Raw genomic sequence first — 17,109 nt, 5'->3', positions numbered from 1 at the left:
GCGGTCGCGTGCGCGCGTCCGGCCGGGGGCGGACCCGTGGGGCGGGTCCGGGCCGGAGCGTCCGGGCGACGGCGCGGTGGCGCGGACGCGTACTACGCGGGGTGTCGGCGTGAGCCGAATACGCATACTAGCCATGCCCCGTGAGACGGGGCATCCCGGTGAGAGGTTCGGCACCGGTGGATGTGACGCTCTTCTCACCGGCGTTACCAGCGAGTAAGGTCACGCCCAGTACACGCCGCCCCCTACCCGGAGTCAATGTGTCCACCGGTCGACACCGCATCCCCTCACGTGCCCGCACCGCGGCGCGCTCCCCGCTCGGGATCGCCGCCGCGGTGGTCGGGCTGGTCGTCGCCGCGAGCGTCGCCGTGCCCCTGGGGCTCCGCTACACCGGGTGCGCCGACACCCGCTACCTGCGCGTCGCCTCCGTGCTGAGCGTCGCCCCCGTTCTGCAGCGGGCCGCCGACGAGTTCAACGACGCCGGCCGCGAGTACTCCGGGACCTGCGTCCTGGCCCAGGCCGGGGAGATGGCGCCGCACCGCATCATGACCGAGCTGTCGGGCGGGGCCTCCGGCGGCTCCGCGATCGCCCCCGATGTGTGGGTGCCCGAGTCCTCGGCGTGGGTGGAGCTGACCCGGGTCTCCGAGACCGGCGCCCGCACCATCGAGACCGAGCCGCGCTCGCTGGCCCGGTCACCGGTGGTCCTCGCCGCGCCGCGCGGCGCCGAGGGCCTCCCCGCCCCCGACGACGCGTCGTGGGACCTGGTGCTGCCCGAGGAGCGCGCCGCCGACCGGCCGCTGGTCATGGTCGACCCCAACCGCGGGGTGGACGGGATGGCGGCGATGTACGCCGTGCGGCAGAGCCTGGGCACCGGCGACGCCGCCGACACCGCCATGACCGACTTCGTGCGCGACGCCCAGCCCGACACCGCCTTCGGCGAGATCGACCTGGCCGGCGCCTACCCGGCGCCGTCCGGGGCGACGCCGCTGGCGGTCGTGCCCGAGCAGGCGGTGGTCCGCTACAACGACAGCGGACCCGAGACCCCGCTGGAGGCGCTGTACCCGCGCGAGGGGACGGTCGCCCTCGACTACCCGTTCGTCTCCACCGGCGACGACGAGCGGATGCGCGCGGCGGCCGACGACCTCTTCACCATCCTCCAGGGCGAGTCCTACCGCGAGCAGCTGCGCGGCCTCGGCTTCCGCGAGCCGGACGGCACCGCGTCGGCGTCGCTCCAGGGCCGCGAGGGCATCACCACCGCGCCGCCCGAGACCCACGACGACCTGACCGGGGACGCGCTGCTCACCGCGCTGGACGACTGGAACCGGCTGTCCATGCCGTCCCGGTCGCTGGTGCTGGCCGACGTGTCGGAGCACATGGCGGCCGATCTCAACGGCGGCCCCAGCCGGATGGAGGTCGCCAAGGACGCCGCGCGGCTGGGGCTGTCGCTGTTCCCCGACGACACCGACCTGGGCCTGTGGCTGATGTCGGACGAACTGGGCGAGCGCGGCCGCGAGGAGGTCGAGGGCCTCGGCCGGCTCGGCGCCGCCGACCAGGACAACGGGACGACCCGCCGCGAGGAGCTGGACGCCCTGACCGAGGACATCGGGGTGGAGGGCGGCGGCTCCCGGCTCTACGACAACATCCTCGCCGCCTATGAGGAGGTGCAGCGCGCCTACGACCGGGACAAGATCAACAGCGTCATCGTGCTCACCGCCGGCCGCGACGGCGGCTCCAGCGACATCTCGCACGACGAGCTGGTCGCGGAGTTGCAGGACCGGTTCGACCCCGAGCAGCCGGTGACGCTCTTCGTCATCGCCTTCGGCGAGCAGCCGGAGCGGGCGGAGCTGGCCGAGGTCGCCGCCGCCACCAGCGGCACGCTCTCGGTGACCGACGATCCCGGCGAGATCGGCGACATCTTCCTCAGCTCGATCTCCCGCCGGCTCTGCGTCCCCGACTGCGAGGAGTGACGCTCCGCGCCCCGCCCCCACCCCCATCACGATCCGGTAACGGTGCGGGCGGGGCGCGGACCGGCCCGGCGGCCCCGCACCCGCCGCCGCCCCGCGTCCGCGGGCCCGGACCTCCCGGCGCGCCGGTTTCCGGCCCGTCCGGCGCCGCCCCACCCCCCGGTCCCCCGCGGGACCGGTTCACGTACCGTTCCGACCTACACCCTGCTCAGGTCACACCACACCACCCGTGAGGACAGCCTTGGGACGCCACCGCGACAGACACGACGACGAGGACGGGCGCGCCGCGCGGCGGCGCTCCGGCGGACGGCGCCGGCGCGGCCGGGGCGGCGCGATCGCGGCCCTGGCGGCGGCCGTCGCCATCGTGCTCGGCCTGGGCGCGACCGGCTGGTACCTGTTCGACACCCGGGACGGGTGCGGCGGCGAGGCGATCGCGCTGAGCGTCGCCGTCAGCCCCGAACTCGCCCCGGCCATGGACGACATCGCGACCGCGTTCAACTCCGCCGAGCACACCGTCGACGGCCGCTGCGTCACCGCCGAGGTGGCCGCGATGGACTCCGCCAACGTCACCTACGGCATCACCGGCGCCGGGCCGACCATGGGCGACACCGACTCCGATGTATGGATCCCGGACTCCTCGCTGTGGCCCAACCTCGTCGGCGAGGACGCGGGCGCCGCCGGGCTCACCGACACCGGCACCTCCGTCGCGACGTCCCCGCTCGTCCTCGCCCAGCCGGCCGACGGCGGGGCGGCCGAGGAGGACCGCCCGTCGTGGGAGGCGCTGGTGCCGACCTCGGCCCCCACCGGCGCGCCGACCTCCGAGGTGCGCCTGGTCGACCCGATCCGCAGCTCCTCCGGCATGGCCACGCTCGCGCTGATCTCCGGCGCCATCGGCGACGAGGAGGAGGGCCGCCCCCAGCTGGTCGCCGCCCTCCAGGCCCTCCAGCAGGGCGTCACCCCCGACAAGGAGGCGGCGTTCGCCGCGCTGGGCGAGGACGCCGGCTCCGGCTACCTCGTCTGCTCCGAGCAGGCCGCCTGGCGCCACAACGCGGACCACCCCGACGCGCCGGCCCGCGTCGGCTACCCCGAGGGCGGCACCTACACGCTCGACTACCCCTACCTGGTGCGCACGACCGACCCGGTGGAGACGCGCGCCGCCGAACTGCTCCGCGAGGCCCTCACCCGCGACGCCGCCCAGCGCACCCTCACCGACAACGGGTTCCGCACCGCGGACGGCGCCGCCGACGCCGACGTGCTGACCGAGGAGGCCGGGTTCCGCGCCGAGGCGCCCGCCGCGCTGCCCACCCCCTCCACCCGGTCGGTGCAGCAGCTCGCCCAGGCGTGGAACCAGCTCAAGCTCGACACCCGGCTGCTGACGATCGTGGACATCTCCGGCTCCATGCTGGAGCCCGTGCCCGGCACCGAGATGAACCGGATGCAGGTGACCACCGCCGCCGCCACCGAGGGCCTGGACATGTTCCCCGAGGACTCCGAGCTCGGCCTGTGGCAGTTCTCCGTGCGGATCAACAACGACCTCGACTACCGCGAACTGCTGCCGGTGCGGGAGCTGACCGCCGACGCCGAGGGCGGGACGCACAAGGACGCCATCGCCGCCGCGCTGGCCGGCATGGAGCCCCGCCCGGACGGCGACACCGGGCTCTACGACACCTACCTCGCCGCGTTCCGGGAGATGTCGCGCTCCTACAAGTCGGACCGCATCAACGCGATCCTGATGCTGACCGACGGCAACAACGACGACCCCGACAGCATCGACATCGACGAGCTCATCTCCACGATCGAGCAGGAGTCGTCGGTGGAGCGGCCCATCCCGGTGTTCACCATCGCGTTCGGGCCCGACATCGACCCCGCCCCGCTGCAGCGGATCGCGGAGGCGACCGGCGGCGAGGCGTACACCACGGAGGACCCCACCGAGATCGGCGACATCTTCCTCCGCGCGTTCGCCCAGCGGCTCGACACCCCGGAGGAGGGGGACGGCGGCTGAGGGCGCGGCGGGGGCGGCGCGCCCGGTGCCCGGAGACGCTCCGCCCCCGATCCGGCGCGCGCCGTCACGATGCCGCGTGACGGATAGATCCCCCTTGCCCCACTGCCTCCCCCTATGGACTTGAGAGACGGATTCGCGTACTCAAAGGGGTGCGACAGGTCGGCGATCGGAAAGGTGGCTGCCGTGGCCAACGCGTGGATGCCGGGCGCCGGGCGCGTCCGCTGCCCCGTCCCCGACGGCGCGGTCCTCCGCGGAGGGGCACCCAGGTGCGTGTGGCTGACCACGGAGTCCGACCCCCGGGCGCTGTCCGCCCGCGCGGTCGCCCAGCGCCTCATCGCCGACGGCGCCCACGCCCACCTCGTGTGGAACCCCCTCAGCGGGGAGACCGTGCAGCTGCTGCCCGCCACCGTCCCGGCGGCCGGCCAGCTCACCGCGGTCGGCGCGGACCGCGCCCGCGAGGGCCGCGTGTGCGTCGTCGTGCGCGTCCTCGGCCACGCGTGGTCGCCCTTCACCGAGACCCCCATGGCCGGGCTCGCCCCGATCCTGCGCTGGCTCGACTCCTGGGGGGTCCCGCGCCGCTGGCCGGCCGGCGCACCCCCGGCGATGCCCGTCCTCGTCGGGACCGGCGGCGACGAGCACGCCTGGGCGCGCGGGGGCCACTTCGGCCACTCGCAGGTGCCCGGCGCGCACGCCGGCGGGCCCGGGGCGATCTCCCCCGCGCGCATCCTCGGCACGGCCGCACCGGCGGCGCCGACGGCGTCGGCCCCGCTCCCCCGGGTCGGCAGCGGGGGCAACGGCGACCGCCCGTACGCCAGGGTCGCCGGGTCCTGAGCGGGCCGCGCCGGCCCCCGTGCGGGGGCCGGGCGGGAGGTCGTCGGCGCTCCACGGACCCCTTAGTCTGTGCGCCATGGGTGGATCGATCGAGCCAGGCTGGTACGCGGACCCTCACGGCGGCGAGGACCTCCTCCGGTGGTGGAACGGTGAGGAGTGGACCGGGCACGTCCGCTCGCTGGCCGACCTCCGGCCCGAGTCCGGGGCCGCGCCCGCCTCCGCCGACGACGACGAGGCGACCGCCGACCTCGGCGGCTCCGCGCCGGCCCCCGCGGCCGAGACCACGGCGCCCGGCGGCGCCCCGGCCCCCGCCGACGAACCCAGCACCATGCGCATCGACCCCTCCACCTGGGGAACGCGCCCCGGCGAGAACGCCACCCCCGCCGAACCCCCGGCCCCCGCCGACGAACCCAGCACGATGCGGTTCGATCCGCCCCCCGCCGCCCCGCCCGCCAGCGACGGCGCCACCATGCGGTTCGACCCGGTCGGCGGCCCGTCCCCCGCGCGCGGCGAGGCGACCGTGCCCGGCACGCCCGGCCCCCCGCTGTCGGACGACGACGAGCAGACCGCCGACATCACCGGCGTCATCCGCTCCCCCGCCGCCGACCCCGATGACGACGACGCGCCCACGGCGGACATGGGCGGCGCCGCTGCCGCCTCCTCCACCCTGCGCACCGACCCCTTCGGCGGCAACGACGAGCCCACCGCCGACATCGCGCCCGGCGCCCCCGCCGCCTCCGGCGGGGCGGGCGACGCCCCCCGCACGGCCGTCTTCTCCGCCGACGACCCGCTGTTCACCGCGGGCGCGTCGGCGGCCCCGGCGGGCGCGGGCGCCGCCGACGGCGAGGACGGCGGCCCCAAGAAGGGCTTCCGGCTCAACAAGCTCCTCGGCGACCTGAAGGAGGGCTTCTCCGAGATCGCGGAGGAGCGCCGGCAGCGCCAGGAGGAGCAGCGCAAGCAGGCGGCGGAGGAGCAGCGCAAGCGCGCCGAGGCCGAGGAGCGGCGCCGCGCCGAGGAGGCCAAGGCAGCCGCCGAGCGGCCCGCCGGACCGGCCGCCCCCGAGGGCGGGGCCGCCCTCGCCGGTGGCGCCGCGGCCGGCGGCGCCCCGGCGTCCCCCTCCGGTCCGCAGCCGCCGCCCTACCCCGCCCCGCAGGACGGCGGTTTCCCGCCGCCCTACCCGTCGGCGGCGCCCTCCGGCCCGCAGCAGGGCGGCCCGGCCTCGCCCCCGCGCCCGCAGAGCGGGCCGCAGCCCCCGTTCACCCCGCACTCGGGCCCCCAGCAGCCCTTCGGGCAGCAGGCCGGCCCCGGCTATCCGCCGCCGGGCCCCGGCCCCGGGGGCTTCACCCCCTACGGCGGCCAGCAGCCGCCCCCGCCGCCCGCCCCGGCCAAGGGCCGCGGACGCCGCCGCTCCGAGCCGCCGGCCCCGCAGGGCCGCGGCACCGTGCGCGGCTACCCGCCGCCCGCCATGGCCGGCGGGCCGGGCGGGTTCCCGGGACGCGGCCCCGCGGGGCCGCCCCCCGGGTGGGGCGCTCCGGGCGGTCCCGGCGCCCACGGCGGCCCGGCCGGCGGCCGTCCGCCGTGGGAGCAGCCGCGCCCGCCCAAGCGGAGGAAGCGCGGCGGGTGCGGCGGCTGCATGGGCTGCATGCTGTTCTTCGTGCTCGCCGCGGTCCTGCTCGTCGTCGGCGGCGCCTACCTCCAGTTCAGCGGTACCTACGACGTGCTGTGGGAGATCTTCGCCGTCGACCTGTGAGCCCCGGTGGGGGCCGCCCGCCGGGACGGTCCCCACCGGCGGCCCGGTCCGGTCGGCGGGGCCCCCGGCCCGCTGAACGGCCTAAGCTGTCCCCCATGAACGACTGCCTGGTGTGGATCGACTGTGAGATGACGGGGCTCGACCTCGCGAACGACGCGCTGATCGAGGTGGCCTGTCTGATCACGGACGGCGAACTCAACCAGCTGGACGAGGGCATCGACGTCGTCATCAAGCCCCCGCAGTCGGCGCTGGACCAGATGGGCGAGTTCGTCACCCAGATGCACACCTCCTCGGGGCTGCTCGACGCACTCGACGGCGGCGTCACCCTGGCCGAGGCAGAGGACCGCGTGCTGGCCCACATCCAGCGCTACGTCCCCGAGGCCGGCAAGGTGCCGCTGTGCGGCAACTCCATCGCCACCGACCGGCTGTTCATCTCCCGCGACATGCCGCGGATCGACGCGCACCTGCACTACCGCATGGTCGACGTGTCGAGCATCAAGGAGCTGCTGCGCCGCTGGTACCCGCGCGTCTACTTCGCCAGCCCCGAGAAGCACGGCGGCCACCGGGCCCTCGCCGACATCACCGAGTCCATCCAGGAGCTGCGCTACTACCGGGCCGCCGCGTTCGTCGCCCCGCCCGGCCCCGACAGCGCCACCGCGCGCTCCATCGCCGCCGACGTCGCCACGGGCGGCACCGGCGCGATCTCCTCGCCCGAGCGCGACCGCGCCGAAAACTGACGGAACCACTCGTCCGCGTCCGCTAGACTCTTCGATGAACGCAGGGCCGGATCTCCGTCCGGACCGGCGGTCATGGTGGGTGTAGCTCAGTTGGCAGAGCACTTGGTTGTGGTCCAAGATGTCGGGGGTTCAAGTCCCCTCACTCACCCCACGCTCGCAAGGCCCCGGCCCCGGAACACTCCGCGGCGCGGGGCCTTCGGCGTTCCCGGGCCCCTCCGTCCACAGGCGTCCGCCGCTCCCCGCCCGCCCACCCGCGGGTTCGTTACCATGGCTCCTACCACGCCACCGCGATCCTCCGCCGTACCGGCACCACCCCCGAGGAGCCTGCATGGTGACCCGTCCCCGCCCGGCGCGGGCCAGCGCCGTGGCCCTGCTCGCCGACATGCCCGGCACCGGGCAGTTCGGGCCCGCGGCCGCCCACCGGTTCAGCCTGCGCGGACGCCACGCCGGCGAGCGCTTCGGGGGCTTCCTCGACTTCGCCGCCCGGCAGCTCGACGAAGGCCGCAAGGTCGTCGCCCTCTACCCCAGCTGGCGGGCCGAACCCGCCCTCCGGGCCGTGCGCTTCGCCCGGGGCGGCCTGCGCACCGACCACATCGCGGCCGTCGGACTGCCCCTCGCGCCGCTGCCCCTCTCCGTCGTCGCCGACCAGCTCGCCTACCTGGCGCCGTTCCTCGCGCCGGGCCTGGTGCCCGCGCTCTCCGCCGAGCTGCCCCGGCGGATGCTCGCCGGGGCCTGGCTGCGCAGCGTCGGCGGCCTCGCCCACCCCAGCGCCACGCTCCGGCAGCACCTCGCCTCGCACGTCCCCGGCACGGCCTTCCTCGCGTGCTGCGCGCCCACCCCGCAGATCCGGCGCATCCGCGGCTCCGACGGCGACCTGCTCCCCTACCTGCCCGACGCGCCCGTTGCGCTGCTCACCTCCGCCCCCGACGCCACCGCCACCGGCCCCTTCGACCAGGCGGTGGCCGCCCACCTGGGGGCCGTCCGCTCCGGCGCGGTCCCCGCCCAGCCGCTCGGCCGGGCGTACTGGCGGTCGGCCGACTACGTCGAGTTCGCCGCGTTCAGCGCCCACCCCGGCGCGCTCACCCGCGCGGTCGACGCGGTGCGGGCGGGCGTCTGCACGTGGTGCCGCGAACCCGTGGCGGCCGAGCGCTGCCCGTTCTGCGGCGCGCCCGCCCGGGGCACCCCCGCTCCGGGCGCCGCGTCCCCCGCCGCGGACTCCGCCGTGCCGCCGCCGCGCCCGCCCTCGGTGCCGCCCGCCGACGGCCTGCGCGCGGTCGACCCCCCGGTCGCCGACCCCGACCCGTCCGCCGTACCCCGGCCCCGCGCGGCGCCCTTCGGCCCGCCGCCGCCGGCGGCGCTCCCCATGGCGCCCAACGGCCGCCGCGGCGCGCACCCGCTCACCGCACCCGCCGATCCGCGCCCGAGAGCCGCCCCGCCCGTCCCCTGAACCGACCACACGCTGGCCACATTCGGCCGATATGCAACGCCGAGTGACATTCTGGCATCGATTGGGCGGAGACTCTTCATGCTCCCCCCTCCCACCCCCGACCCTGTATCCGTCTCCCCGGGTCCGCCCCGCACCGGCGGACAACTCGGCCCGCACGTCGTGCCGACTCGTTACCATGCTCGGGGAGGTGACGGCCGGGTCCGCGGCCGCGACCGCGGCCACCACACCGCCCACAGGACCGTCGACGAAGCCCGACGACCTTCAGGCGCCTACCCCAGGGAGCTCGCACCGTGACCAACGCCCCTCCCCGGTCGGTGAGCGTCGTCGCCCTGCTCGCCGATATCCCGAGCACGGGGCTCCTCGGTGAGAACCAGGCGCAGCGCTTCACCCTGGCCGGCGACGACCTCGCCGCCCAGTCCGCGGATTTCCTCGACTTCGCCCACCACCACGTCGGGCAGGGCAGGCGCGTGCTCGCGCTGTACCCCAAGTGGCACGCCGAACGTGCCCGCCGCGCCATCGCGTTCGCCCGCGGCTCCCTGCAGTCCGACCAGATCGGGCAGATCGGTCTCGACATCTCGCCGCTGGCGCTGTCGCTGCTCGCCGACCAGCTCGCCTACCTGGCGCCGTACGTGCCCGCCGGCGTCACGGCCGGCCTGGCCGAGGAGCTGCCGCAGCACATCCTGGCGGGCGCCTGGATGAAGAGCGTCCGCAACCTCGCCACCATCCCGATCACCTTCAAGCAGCACCTGGGCTCCTACCTGCCGCGCACGACCTTCCTGGCGTTCTGCGCGCCCGTGAAGCGCGTCGGCCGGGTGCGCAAGTCCAACCCCGCCCCCAACATCCCGGGGCGGCCCATGGAGCCCATCCAGATCCTGGTGGCCCGCCCCGCCGAGTACGGCATCGACGAGTTCAACCAGCAGTTCACCCCGGCCCTGCGCCCGGTGTCGCTGAACGCCCTGCCCGAGCAGCCCCTCGGCAGCAAGTACTGGGGGACGCGCAAGTACGTCGAGTTCGTGGCGTTCAGCGCCCACCCCCAGGCCCTGGCCAACACGGTCCGCACCATCCGGCCGGCCGCCTGCTCGTGGTGCCGCGAACTCGTCGCCGCCATGCGCTGCCCCTACTGCGGGGCGCTCAACGAACCCCCGGTCGGCCGCCCGCCCACGCGCAAGGCCGACGTCCCGCCGCCGCCCGCCCGCACCACCGGCGAGCACATCCGCCCGGCGTGGGTCGGCGGCAGCGGTCCCCAGCAGGCCCAGCGGCCGCCGGCCCCCCAGCCGCCGCGTTCCGCGCCCGCGCACCCCGCGCCGCGGCCACCGCACCCCGACCCCGGACCCCCCTACCCGCCCGGGCGCGGCTTCGGCGCGCCCGCCCACCAGCAGCCCACCCACGCCTCGCCCTATCCGCCTCCGCGCGGCGGCTCCCCCGGCTGAGGCCGACCCGACCCCGGCGGACCGGGACCGGCGCGTCGGCCCTCCGACCGCCGCCCACCGCCCCTCCCTCCGCCCTCTCCTAGAAACGGAAGCGTATGAACCCCCGTCAGCGACGCGGCGTGCTGCTGATGATCGTCGCCGGGATCGGCGCGCTCGCGGTCTTCTTCACCGTGGTCTCCTACGTCAACTCCCTGAACCGGGAACTCGGCACGTACCGGACGGCGCTCCGACTCACGGAGGACGTCGCCCCGTACCAGCCCATCAGCGAGGACATGGTCGAGGAGTACCAGGTGCCCGCCCGGTTCTTCGACGAGAACACCTTCATCAGCGACCTCACCGAGATCCTGGAGCAGCCGGGCCGCCAGGCGGTGTCGTCCACGTATCTGGCCGAGGGCTCGGTGCTCCAGCGCAGCATGGTCATCGAGGCCCCCGAGCTGGAGACCGGCGAGCGCGAGATCGCGATCATGGTCGACGCCGAGACCGGTGTCGCGGGCAAGGTCGGGCGCCAGTCGCGCGTCGACATCTACGGCACCTTCCCGGCCGAGGCGGAGGGCAGCGAGAGCTGCGCCACCCGCGTGCTCACCGACGTCGAGGTCCTCGAGGTCGGCCAGGTCGGGTCGGACGTCAACGAGAACGGCACCCAGTCCTCCGTCGTCCCCGTCACCTTCCGGCTCAGCCCCCAGGACACCCTGGCGCTGACCTACGCCGAGTCCTTCGCCAGCTCGCTGCGCCTCGGCCTCGTCAGCCCCGAGGGCTCCGGCGACCCGGGCGGTGTGCAGTTCTGCAGCAGCGACCAGGCCGAACTCGAGGCCGGCGACCAGCCGCAGGGACAGGACGACCAGCAGCAGCAGGACAACTGATGACGCACAAGGTCATGATCGGCGTTCCGACCACCGATCTGGAGGTCTCGCTCACCGCCCGGTTCGACGAGCTGGGCGGCTGCGAGGTCGTGAGCGTGCACCACACCTCGGGCGAGGTCGGCGACACCCTGCGCGACCTCCCGGAACTCGACGTGCTCCTCGTCCACGAGGACCTGGGGCCGCTGCCCGTGGTGGAGCTCATCCGCGACATCTCGCGCGGCTTCCCGCAGCTCGCGGTGATCCTCCTGGTCGACGTCCTCGACCCCGACACGTTCACCCGCGCCATGGAGGCCGGCGCGCGCGGCGTGCTCGCCACCGACGCCACGATCGAGGAACTCGACGCCCGGGTCACTACGGCCGCCGAGTGGTCGCAGACCCTGCGCCGCCACTTCGAGGCCGCCTCGCTCGACGTCCCCATGAGCGGCCGCCGCGGCTCGATCGTCACCCTCAGCGGCGGCAAGGGCGGCATCGGCACCACCACCATCGCCATCCAGCTCGCCCTCGCCGCCGCCCGCATGGGCCGCGTCGTCTGCCTGGTCGACCTCGACCTGCAGATGGGCGACATCCCCGGCTACCTCGACCTCAAGCACCGGCGCAGCATCGTCGACCTGGTCGAGGCGGCCGACAACATCAGCGCCTCCATGCTCTCCGAGGCGCTGTACGTCCACCCCGAGGGGCCGCACGTGCTCCTCGCCCCGCAGGACGGCGAGCGCGGCGAGGAGGTCACCGAGAGCTCCGCCCGCAAGATCCTCGGGGCGCTCAGCTCCCGCTACGAACTCGTCATCGTCGACTGCGGGTCGCACATGACCGACGCCAGCGCCATGGCGGTGGAGCTCGCCACCACCGCCGTCGTCACCGTCACCCCCGACCTGCCGGCGCTGCGCGGCGCCCAGCGCCTCATCGCCATGTGGGGGCGGCTCCAGGTACGCGACAAGAAGAACGTCATCGCCCTGCTCTGCCGGCACAGCCGGCAGAACGAGATCCAGCCCGACTTCGCCCGCAAGCTCCTGGGCACCCAGATGCTGCACACCGCCATCCCGGCGATGTACCGGAGCCTGGAGGAGGCGTCCAACACCGGCGACCCCAAGCGGATCACCGACGAGGCGCTGCTCAAGTCCTACGCGCGCATCGCCGGCGAACTCGGCATCCTGGAACTACCGCCCGACCCGCAGGAGGGCCCGCCGACCGCCGCCGCCGCGGCCGCCCCGCCCCCCGGTCGGCGCGGCCGCAAGGAGAAGAAGGAGAAGCGCCCGCGCCGCCGGCGCGACGCCTCCGCCTCCGACCGCGGCAGCCAGTTCGTCGAGTTCGGCGCGGTGGTGCCGCTGCTGCTTCTCGCCATGCTCCTCGCCTGGCAGGTGGTCCTCTTCGGCATCACCAGCATGTACGCGGGCCATGCCGCCAGTGAGGGCGCGCGCCAGGCCGCAGTCACACCGAACGACATCGGCCGCATCGTCGAGGAGGCGTCGAAGCGGGTCCGGGAGCCGTGGAACGCGAACGGGACCTTCGCCCTCAGCATCGACCATCGGGACGAGGGTTCGTTCGTGCAGGTCGACATCGCCATGCCGATCGTCCTGCCCAGCACCACCTCTCCGTGGAACGTGACAGCGGAGTCCAGAATCGTCTACGAATGACCGGTCCAGCGCGAGAACGACGGCGCGCTTGTCCTGACAGGGGCCTGCCCAGCGGGCCGCCAGGAGGAGGAGGGTGATGTTTCGGCGCGGAGAAGACCGCCCGGCCCGCGGGTCCGGCCGCCGCGGGGACCGCGGTTCCCAGTTCATCGAATACGCCGCCTACCTGCCCCTGTTCCTCCTTGTCGTCGTCGTGGTGACGGAGGCGTTCCTCTCGTTCCTCGCGCTTGAGCGCTTGGAGACCGCGGCGCGCGCCGGCGCCCGTGTAGCGGCCGAGAGCACCGCCGATCTCGGGCGCCAGACGGCGTTCGACGCCCTTCCCCCCTGGCTCGACCACGCCGAAGTCGAGATCGGGCGGACTGGTACCGGCCTATACGCGCAGGTGGAGGCGCGGACCCCGATCCTGTACCCGGCCTCACCGCTGCACATCACACTCGTTCGGCGTGTCGAAATGCCCGACGTCTAGATTCCCGACCGCACCGCCCCGTCCCACCGGAGAGAAACCTCGCAATGGGCCTGAGAAACCGACTCAATGACGAACACCTGTCAGATCAGGGTTCCGATCGCGGCAGTGTCTCGCACTGGCGCCAGCGCCTGCTGAACGAGGTCAACCTCGACGATCTCGCCATCCTGAGCATGCAGCAGCGGCGTATCCGGCTGGAGAAGGTCGTCGGACACATCCTGTCCCGCGAGGGTCCGGTGCTGTCCGACCGCGAGCGCAGTTCCATGATCCGCCGTGTGGTCGACGAAGCGCTGGGACTGGGTGTCCTCGAACCCCTGCTGGCCGACGACAGCGTCACCGAGATCATGGTCAACGGGCCCGAACACATCTACATCGAGCGTCGGGGCCGGGTCGAACGCATCGAGACCACGTTCGCGAGCGAAAACCAGCTCATGCAGACCATCGACCGCATCGTCGCCCAGGTGAACCGGCGGGTCGACGAGTCCAGCCCGATGGTCGACGCCCGGCTGCCCTCCGGTGAACGTGTCAACGTCATCATCCCGCCCCTGTCGCTGTCCGGTCCGGTTCTCACCATCCGACGGTTCCCGAAGCCGTTCACGGTGGCACAGCTCGTGGCGAAGGGGAGCCTGGACGAGTCCACCGGCAGGCTGCTGGCCGCGCTGGTCCGGTCCCGGTTCAACGTCATCATCGCCGGCGGTACCGGCAGCGGGAAGACCACGTTCCTCAACGCCCTCTCCGCGTTCGCCCCCAACCACGAGCGCATCGTCACCATCGAGGACTCCGCCGAGCTCCAGCTCCAGCAGGACCACGTCATCCGGCTGGAGTCCCGCCCGCCCAACATGGAGGGCGCCGGCCAGGTCACCATCCGCGACCTCGTCCGCAACTCGCTGCGTATGCGCCCCGACCGCATCATCGTCGGTGAGGTCCGCGGCGCCGAGACCCTCGACATGCTGCAGGCCATGAACACCGGCCACGACGGGTCGCTGGCCACCGTGCACGCCAACTCGGCCGATGACGCGGTGTACCGCCTCCTGACCCTCGCCTCGATGAGCGAGGTCAAGATCCCGTTCGAGGCCATCCAGGACCAGATCAACGCGGCCGTCGACGTCATCGTGCACCTGTCCCGTTACGCCGACGGCTCCCGGCGCGTGGGGGAAGTGGGGATCGTCACGTCCCGTCGGCGGGAGAAGTTCCGGTTGGAGCCGGTGCTGCGCTTCGAGGCCCGGCCCTTGGACGCCCACGGCCGGGTGGAGGGCCAGTTCCATCGCTTCCGGCTGCCCGACCACGTCGCCCAGCGCATCATCAACGCGGGCGAGTCCATTCCCAGTGTCTTCGGTGGCGCGGCCCCGCCGAGTGCCCCGACCAATGACTCCCTCGGAGCCGTGCTGTGAACCTTGACGTCATCGCCTTGCTCATGTCAGCCGCCACTCTGGTCATCGGGGTACTGGGGGTGCGGGAGTACGCCGAAGGAGCGTTCCAGAGGCGCAAACTCGCCCAGCGCAGCGCCCTGGCCGAGGTCGAACGGCGCGCCAACTCCCCCATGAGCCGTTTCGACTCCGCCCTCCGGCGTACCGACATCGGGCGGAAGATCGAGAGGCGGATGATCTCCGCGGGCGTGCGGGTGCAGCTTTCGGTGTTCGTCATCGCGATGGCCGTCGCAGGTCTCCTCGCGATCGTGTTCGTCTGGCGTGCACTGGCGCCGGTCTTCGGCATCGTCGCGGCCGTCGGAGTCGTCGTCGGCTTCTTCGCCTACCTGAAGCGCCAGGAAGAGCGGCGCAAGGAGATCTTCACCGCGCAGTTGCCGGAACTCGCCCGCGTCCTCTCCAACGCCACTCAGGCAGGCCTGGCCCTCCCCACCGCCATCGATATGGCCGCCGACGAACTCGACGATCCCGCCGGCGCCGAGCTTCGCATCGCCGCGCGCTCCATGCAGATCGGGCAGCCTTTCGAGGAGGCGATCGCCGACCTGCGCGACCGCATGCCCTCGCGGGAGATCGGCGTCCTGATCAGCACCCTGCTCGTCGCGTCCCGTTCCGGCGGCGCGCTGGTCTCCGCGCTCCGCAGCATCTCCCAGACCCTGGAAAGCCGGAAGGAGACGCGTCGTGAGGTCAAGACGATCCTCGGTGAGACCACCGCGACGTCCTGGGCACTGCTGACGATGGGCATCGGCTCGCTGTTCATGCTCAACCTCCTCCAGCCCGGGGCCGTTCTGACCATGACGCAGAGCACGCCAGGACTCATCGTCTTGGGTCTGGGCCTCTCCCTCTTCGTCATCGGGTTCCTGGCGGTCCGCCGCATGACCAAGATCGACTTCTGAAGCGAAGCTGGAGCCGACCGCCATGAACCTGAACCTCCCCCTCATCCTCCTCCTCGGCCTCGCGGGTGCGCTCTGCGTCGTACTGATCGCCTGGGGCTTCCTGCTCATGCGCTCGCAGACCCAGGTCGCCGCCCAGGTCAGCGTGGCCAGGAAGCGCTCCGGAGACCAGGACGGGACCTTCATCCTGCACCGCATCACCGAGCTGATCGGAGGGCCGTTCCTCGCATCGATCCAGCCGCTGGTCTCCGAGGACCGCATCGACGGCATCCAGCGGCGGATCGACGCGGCGGGTCGCCCTGAGAACCTGACCGTCGAGCGCTACCTCAAGCGCAAGGCGGGCGAGGTTCTGCTGTATGGCCCCCTCTCGATTCTGTTCCTGCTCAACGGGCAGGCGATGTTCGCCCTCGTCATCCTGTCCTTCGTCGCGTTGACCGACGCCTCGCTGCACACGCAGGCGAGCAAGCGTCAGGACCAGGTCCAGCGCCAGCTCCCCGACTTCCTCGACGTGCTGGCCGTCACGGTCGGCGCGGGCCTTTCGTTCAGGCAGGCCCTGTCCCGGGTAGCGGAGTCCATGCCGGGTGTTCTGGCCGACGAGTTCCGCCTGGTCCTCCAGCAGATGGACCTCGGCACGAGCCGACGCGACGCCTTCTACGCACTACGGGCCCGGAACAGCAACGAGTCCCTGGGGCGTTTCGTCACGGCGCTCCAGCAGGCCGAGGAACTCGGCGCTCCGCTCGCCGACGCCCTGATGACCATTAGCCAAGACATGCGCCGCGACGACGCCCAGTACCTGCGTCGCAAGGCACAGAAGATCAACCCCAGGGTCACCGGCATTACCGCGGTCACCATGCTCCCCGGTCTCATCCTGCTGATCGGCGGCGGGATGTTCCTCGGGATGGACGTCGATTTCAGCGGATTCGCCAATGCCGGCGGCCAGTAACCCTTCCGGGGGAAGCCTCAAGGACCGGAGCGCGCAGGACGCCGCCACTCTCCCCCGGCTCGCGGCCTTGGTCCGTGTCCTGCTCCAACTCCGTCTCATGCTGGCCGCGGTATCGCTGCTCGTCATCGCGGGAGAGCGGATGCTGACCGCGCCTACCGCGGTGATGATCCTGGCCTTCGCCATGCTCTCCGGTCTCGCCGCCCGGCACTGGGAACGCTTCGTCCCCTACCTGCAGAACCACCCGCTTCTCGTCACGCTCGACGTGGTCGCCGCCAGCGCGATCCTCGCGATCGACGGTCCATCGGGCGCCGTGTTCGTCCTGACCGTGCTGAGTTCCACGATCTGCGGCATGCTCTTCGGACTGCGTGGCGTGATCGCTGTTTCCGCGCTCCAGGTTCTCTGCTACCTGGGCGTACTCGGCTACGCACGGATGAACATGGGGAGCATCGACGACCTGATGTCCTTCCAGGTCCTCATCGTCCATCCGATGCTGTACCCCATCGCCGGCTACGTTGGACTGCGCATACGCGCCATCCTGAGCGAACTCGCGGCCGAGCAGGATGCCCGCCGCCAGGCCGAGCGCGCCGCCGCGGCCGCCGAGGAGCGCGACCGGCTGGCCCGCGACATGCACGACTCCGTGGCGAAGACGCTGCGCGGCGCGGCCATGGCCGCGCAGGCGCTGCCGGTCTGGCTGGCCAAGGACCCCGAGCGGGCGGCCGCCACGGCCGCCCAGGTGGCCGACG

Annotated in this window: 14 protein-coding genes and 1 tRNA gene; all 15 read left to right on the top strand. The window is 73.4% G+C overall.

The window, feature by feature from the left end; genetic code table 11:
- The first annotated feature begins 257 nt into the window (after nucleotides 1-257).
- On the top strand, nucleotides 258-1,964 hold the full coding sequence (locus NT8_RS12240; RefSeq protein ID WP_067967941.1) for a substrate-binding domain-containing protein: 1,707 nt from the start codon (nucleotides 258-260) through the stop codon (nucleotides 1,962-1,964).
- Between the two features lie 238 nt (nucleotides 1,965-2,202).
- Nucleotides 2,203-3,963 carry a substrate-binding and VWA domain-containing protein gene (locus NT8_RS12235; RefSeq protein WP_067967938.1) on the top strand — a complete coding sequence of 587 codons (1,761 nt, stop codon included), beginning with the start codon at nucleotides 2,203-2,205 and terminating at the stop codon, nucleotides 3,961-3,963.
- 270 nt (nucleotides 3,964-4,233) lie between these two features.
- Complete coding sequence (locus tag NT8_RS12230) at nucleotides 4,234-4,794, top strand: hypothetical protein (RefSeq protein ID WP_157515721.1); 561 nt, start codon at nucleotides 4,234-4,236, stop codon at nucleotides 4,792-4,794.
- A gap of 76 nt (nucleotides 4,795-4,870) precedes the next feature.
- Nucleotides 4,871-6,544, top strand: a complete 1,674-nt coding sequence (locus tag NT8_RS12225; protein ID WP_067967933.1) for a DUF2510 domain-containing protein — start codon at nucleotides 4,871-4,873, stop codon at nucleotides 6,542-6,544.
- A gap of 95 nt (nucleotides 6,545-6,639) precedes the next feature.
- Nucleotides 6,640-7,281 carry an oligoribonuclease gene (gene orn / locus NT8_RS12220; protein WP_067967930.1) on the top strand — a complete coding sequence of 214 codons (642 nt, stop codon included), beginning with the start codon at nucleotides 6,640-6,642 and terminating at the stop codon, nucleotides 7,279-7,281.
- Nucleotides 7,282-7,356: 75 nt separating this feature from the next.
- Nucleotides 7,357-7,432, top strand: a tRNA-His gene (locus tag NT8_RS12215).
- Between the two features lie 177 nt (nucleotides 7,433-7,609).
- Nucleotides 7,610-8,728: a hypothetical protein gene (locus tag NT8_RS12210; RefSeq protein WP_067967927.1), complete on the top strand. Its 1,119-nt coding sequence runs from the start codon at nucleotides 7,610-7,612 to the stop codon at nucleotides 8,726-8,728.
- 290 nt (nucleotides 8,729-9,018) lie between these two features.
- Entirely contained in the window at nucleotides 9,019-10,158 is a 1,140-nt protein-coding gene (locus NT8_RS12205) for a hypothetical protein (protein ID WP_174549561.1), read from the top strand.
- 95 nt (nucleotides 10,159-10,253) lie between these two features.
- Nucleotides 10,254-11,018: a Flp pilus assembly protein CpaB gene (cpaB, locus tag NT8_RS12200; RefSeq protein ID WP_067967924.1), complete on the top strand. Its 765-nt coding sequence runs from the start codon at nucleotides 10,254-10,256 to the stop codon at nucleotides 11,016-11,018.
- Nucleotides 11,018-12,649 (top strand): AAA family ATPase, encoded by a 1,632-nt coding sequence (locus NT8_RS12195; RefSeq protein ID WP_067967976.1) that lies wholly within the window; start codon nucleotides 11,018-11,020, stop codon nucleotides 12,647-12,649. The genes cpaB and NT8_RS12195 overlap by 1 nt, the downstream gene beginning before the upstream one ends.
- A gap of 76 nt (nucleotides 12,650-12,725) precedes the next feature.
- Nucleotides 12,726-13,112, top strand: a complete 387-nt coding sequence (locus NT8_RS12190; RefSeq protein WP_067967922.1) for a hypothetical protein — start codon at nucleotides 12,726-12,728, stop codon at nucleotides 13,110-13,112.
- A gap of 44 nt (nucleotides 13,113-13,156) precedes the next feature.
- Complete coding sequence (locus NT8_RS12185; RefSeq protein WP_067967918.1) at nucleotides 13,157-14,500, top strand: CpaF family protein; 1,344 nt, start codon at nucleotides 13,157-13,159, stop codon at nucleotides 14,498-14,500.
- Nucleotides 14,497-15,426 carry a type II secretion system F family protein gene (locus NT8_RS12180; protein WP_084468867.1) on the top strand — a complete coding sequence of 310 codons (930 nt, stop codon included), beginning with the start codon at nucleotides 14,497-14,499 and terminating at the stop codon, nucleotides 15,424-15,426. Before NT8_RS12185 ends, NT8_RS12180 begins: the two co-directional genes overlap by 4 nt.
- A gap of 22 nt (nucleotides 15,427-15,448) precedes the next feature.
- On the top strand, nucleotides 15,449-16,366 hold the full coding sequence (locus NT8_RS12175; RefSeq protein WP_067967915.1) for a type II secretion system F family protein: 918 nt from the start codon (nucleotides 15,449-15,451) through the stop codon (nucleotides 16,364-16,366).
- A 97-nt stretch (nucleotides 16,367-16,463) separates the two neighbouring features.
- Nucleotides 16,464-17,109 (top strand): histidine kinase (locus NT8_RS12170; protein WP_245646142.1); only part of this gene is annotated, 646 nt, incomplete at its 3' end.

The sequence above is a fragment of the Nocardiopsis trehalosi NBRC 14201 genome (assembly GCF_001552555.1).
Taxonomy (GTDB): Bacteria; Actinomycetota; Actinomycetes; order Streptosporangiales; family Streptosporangiaceae; genus Nocardiopsis_B; species Nocardiopsis_B trehalosi.
Note: the sequence above shows the minus strand (reverse complement) of the source record. Positions and strands in the feature narration are given on the sequence as shown.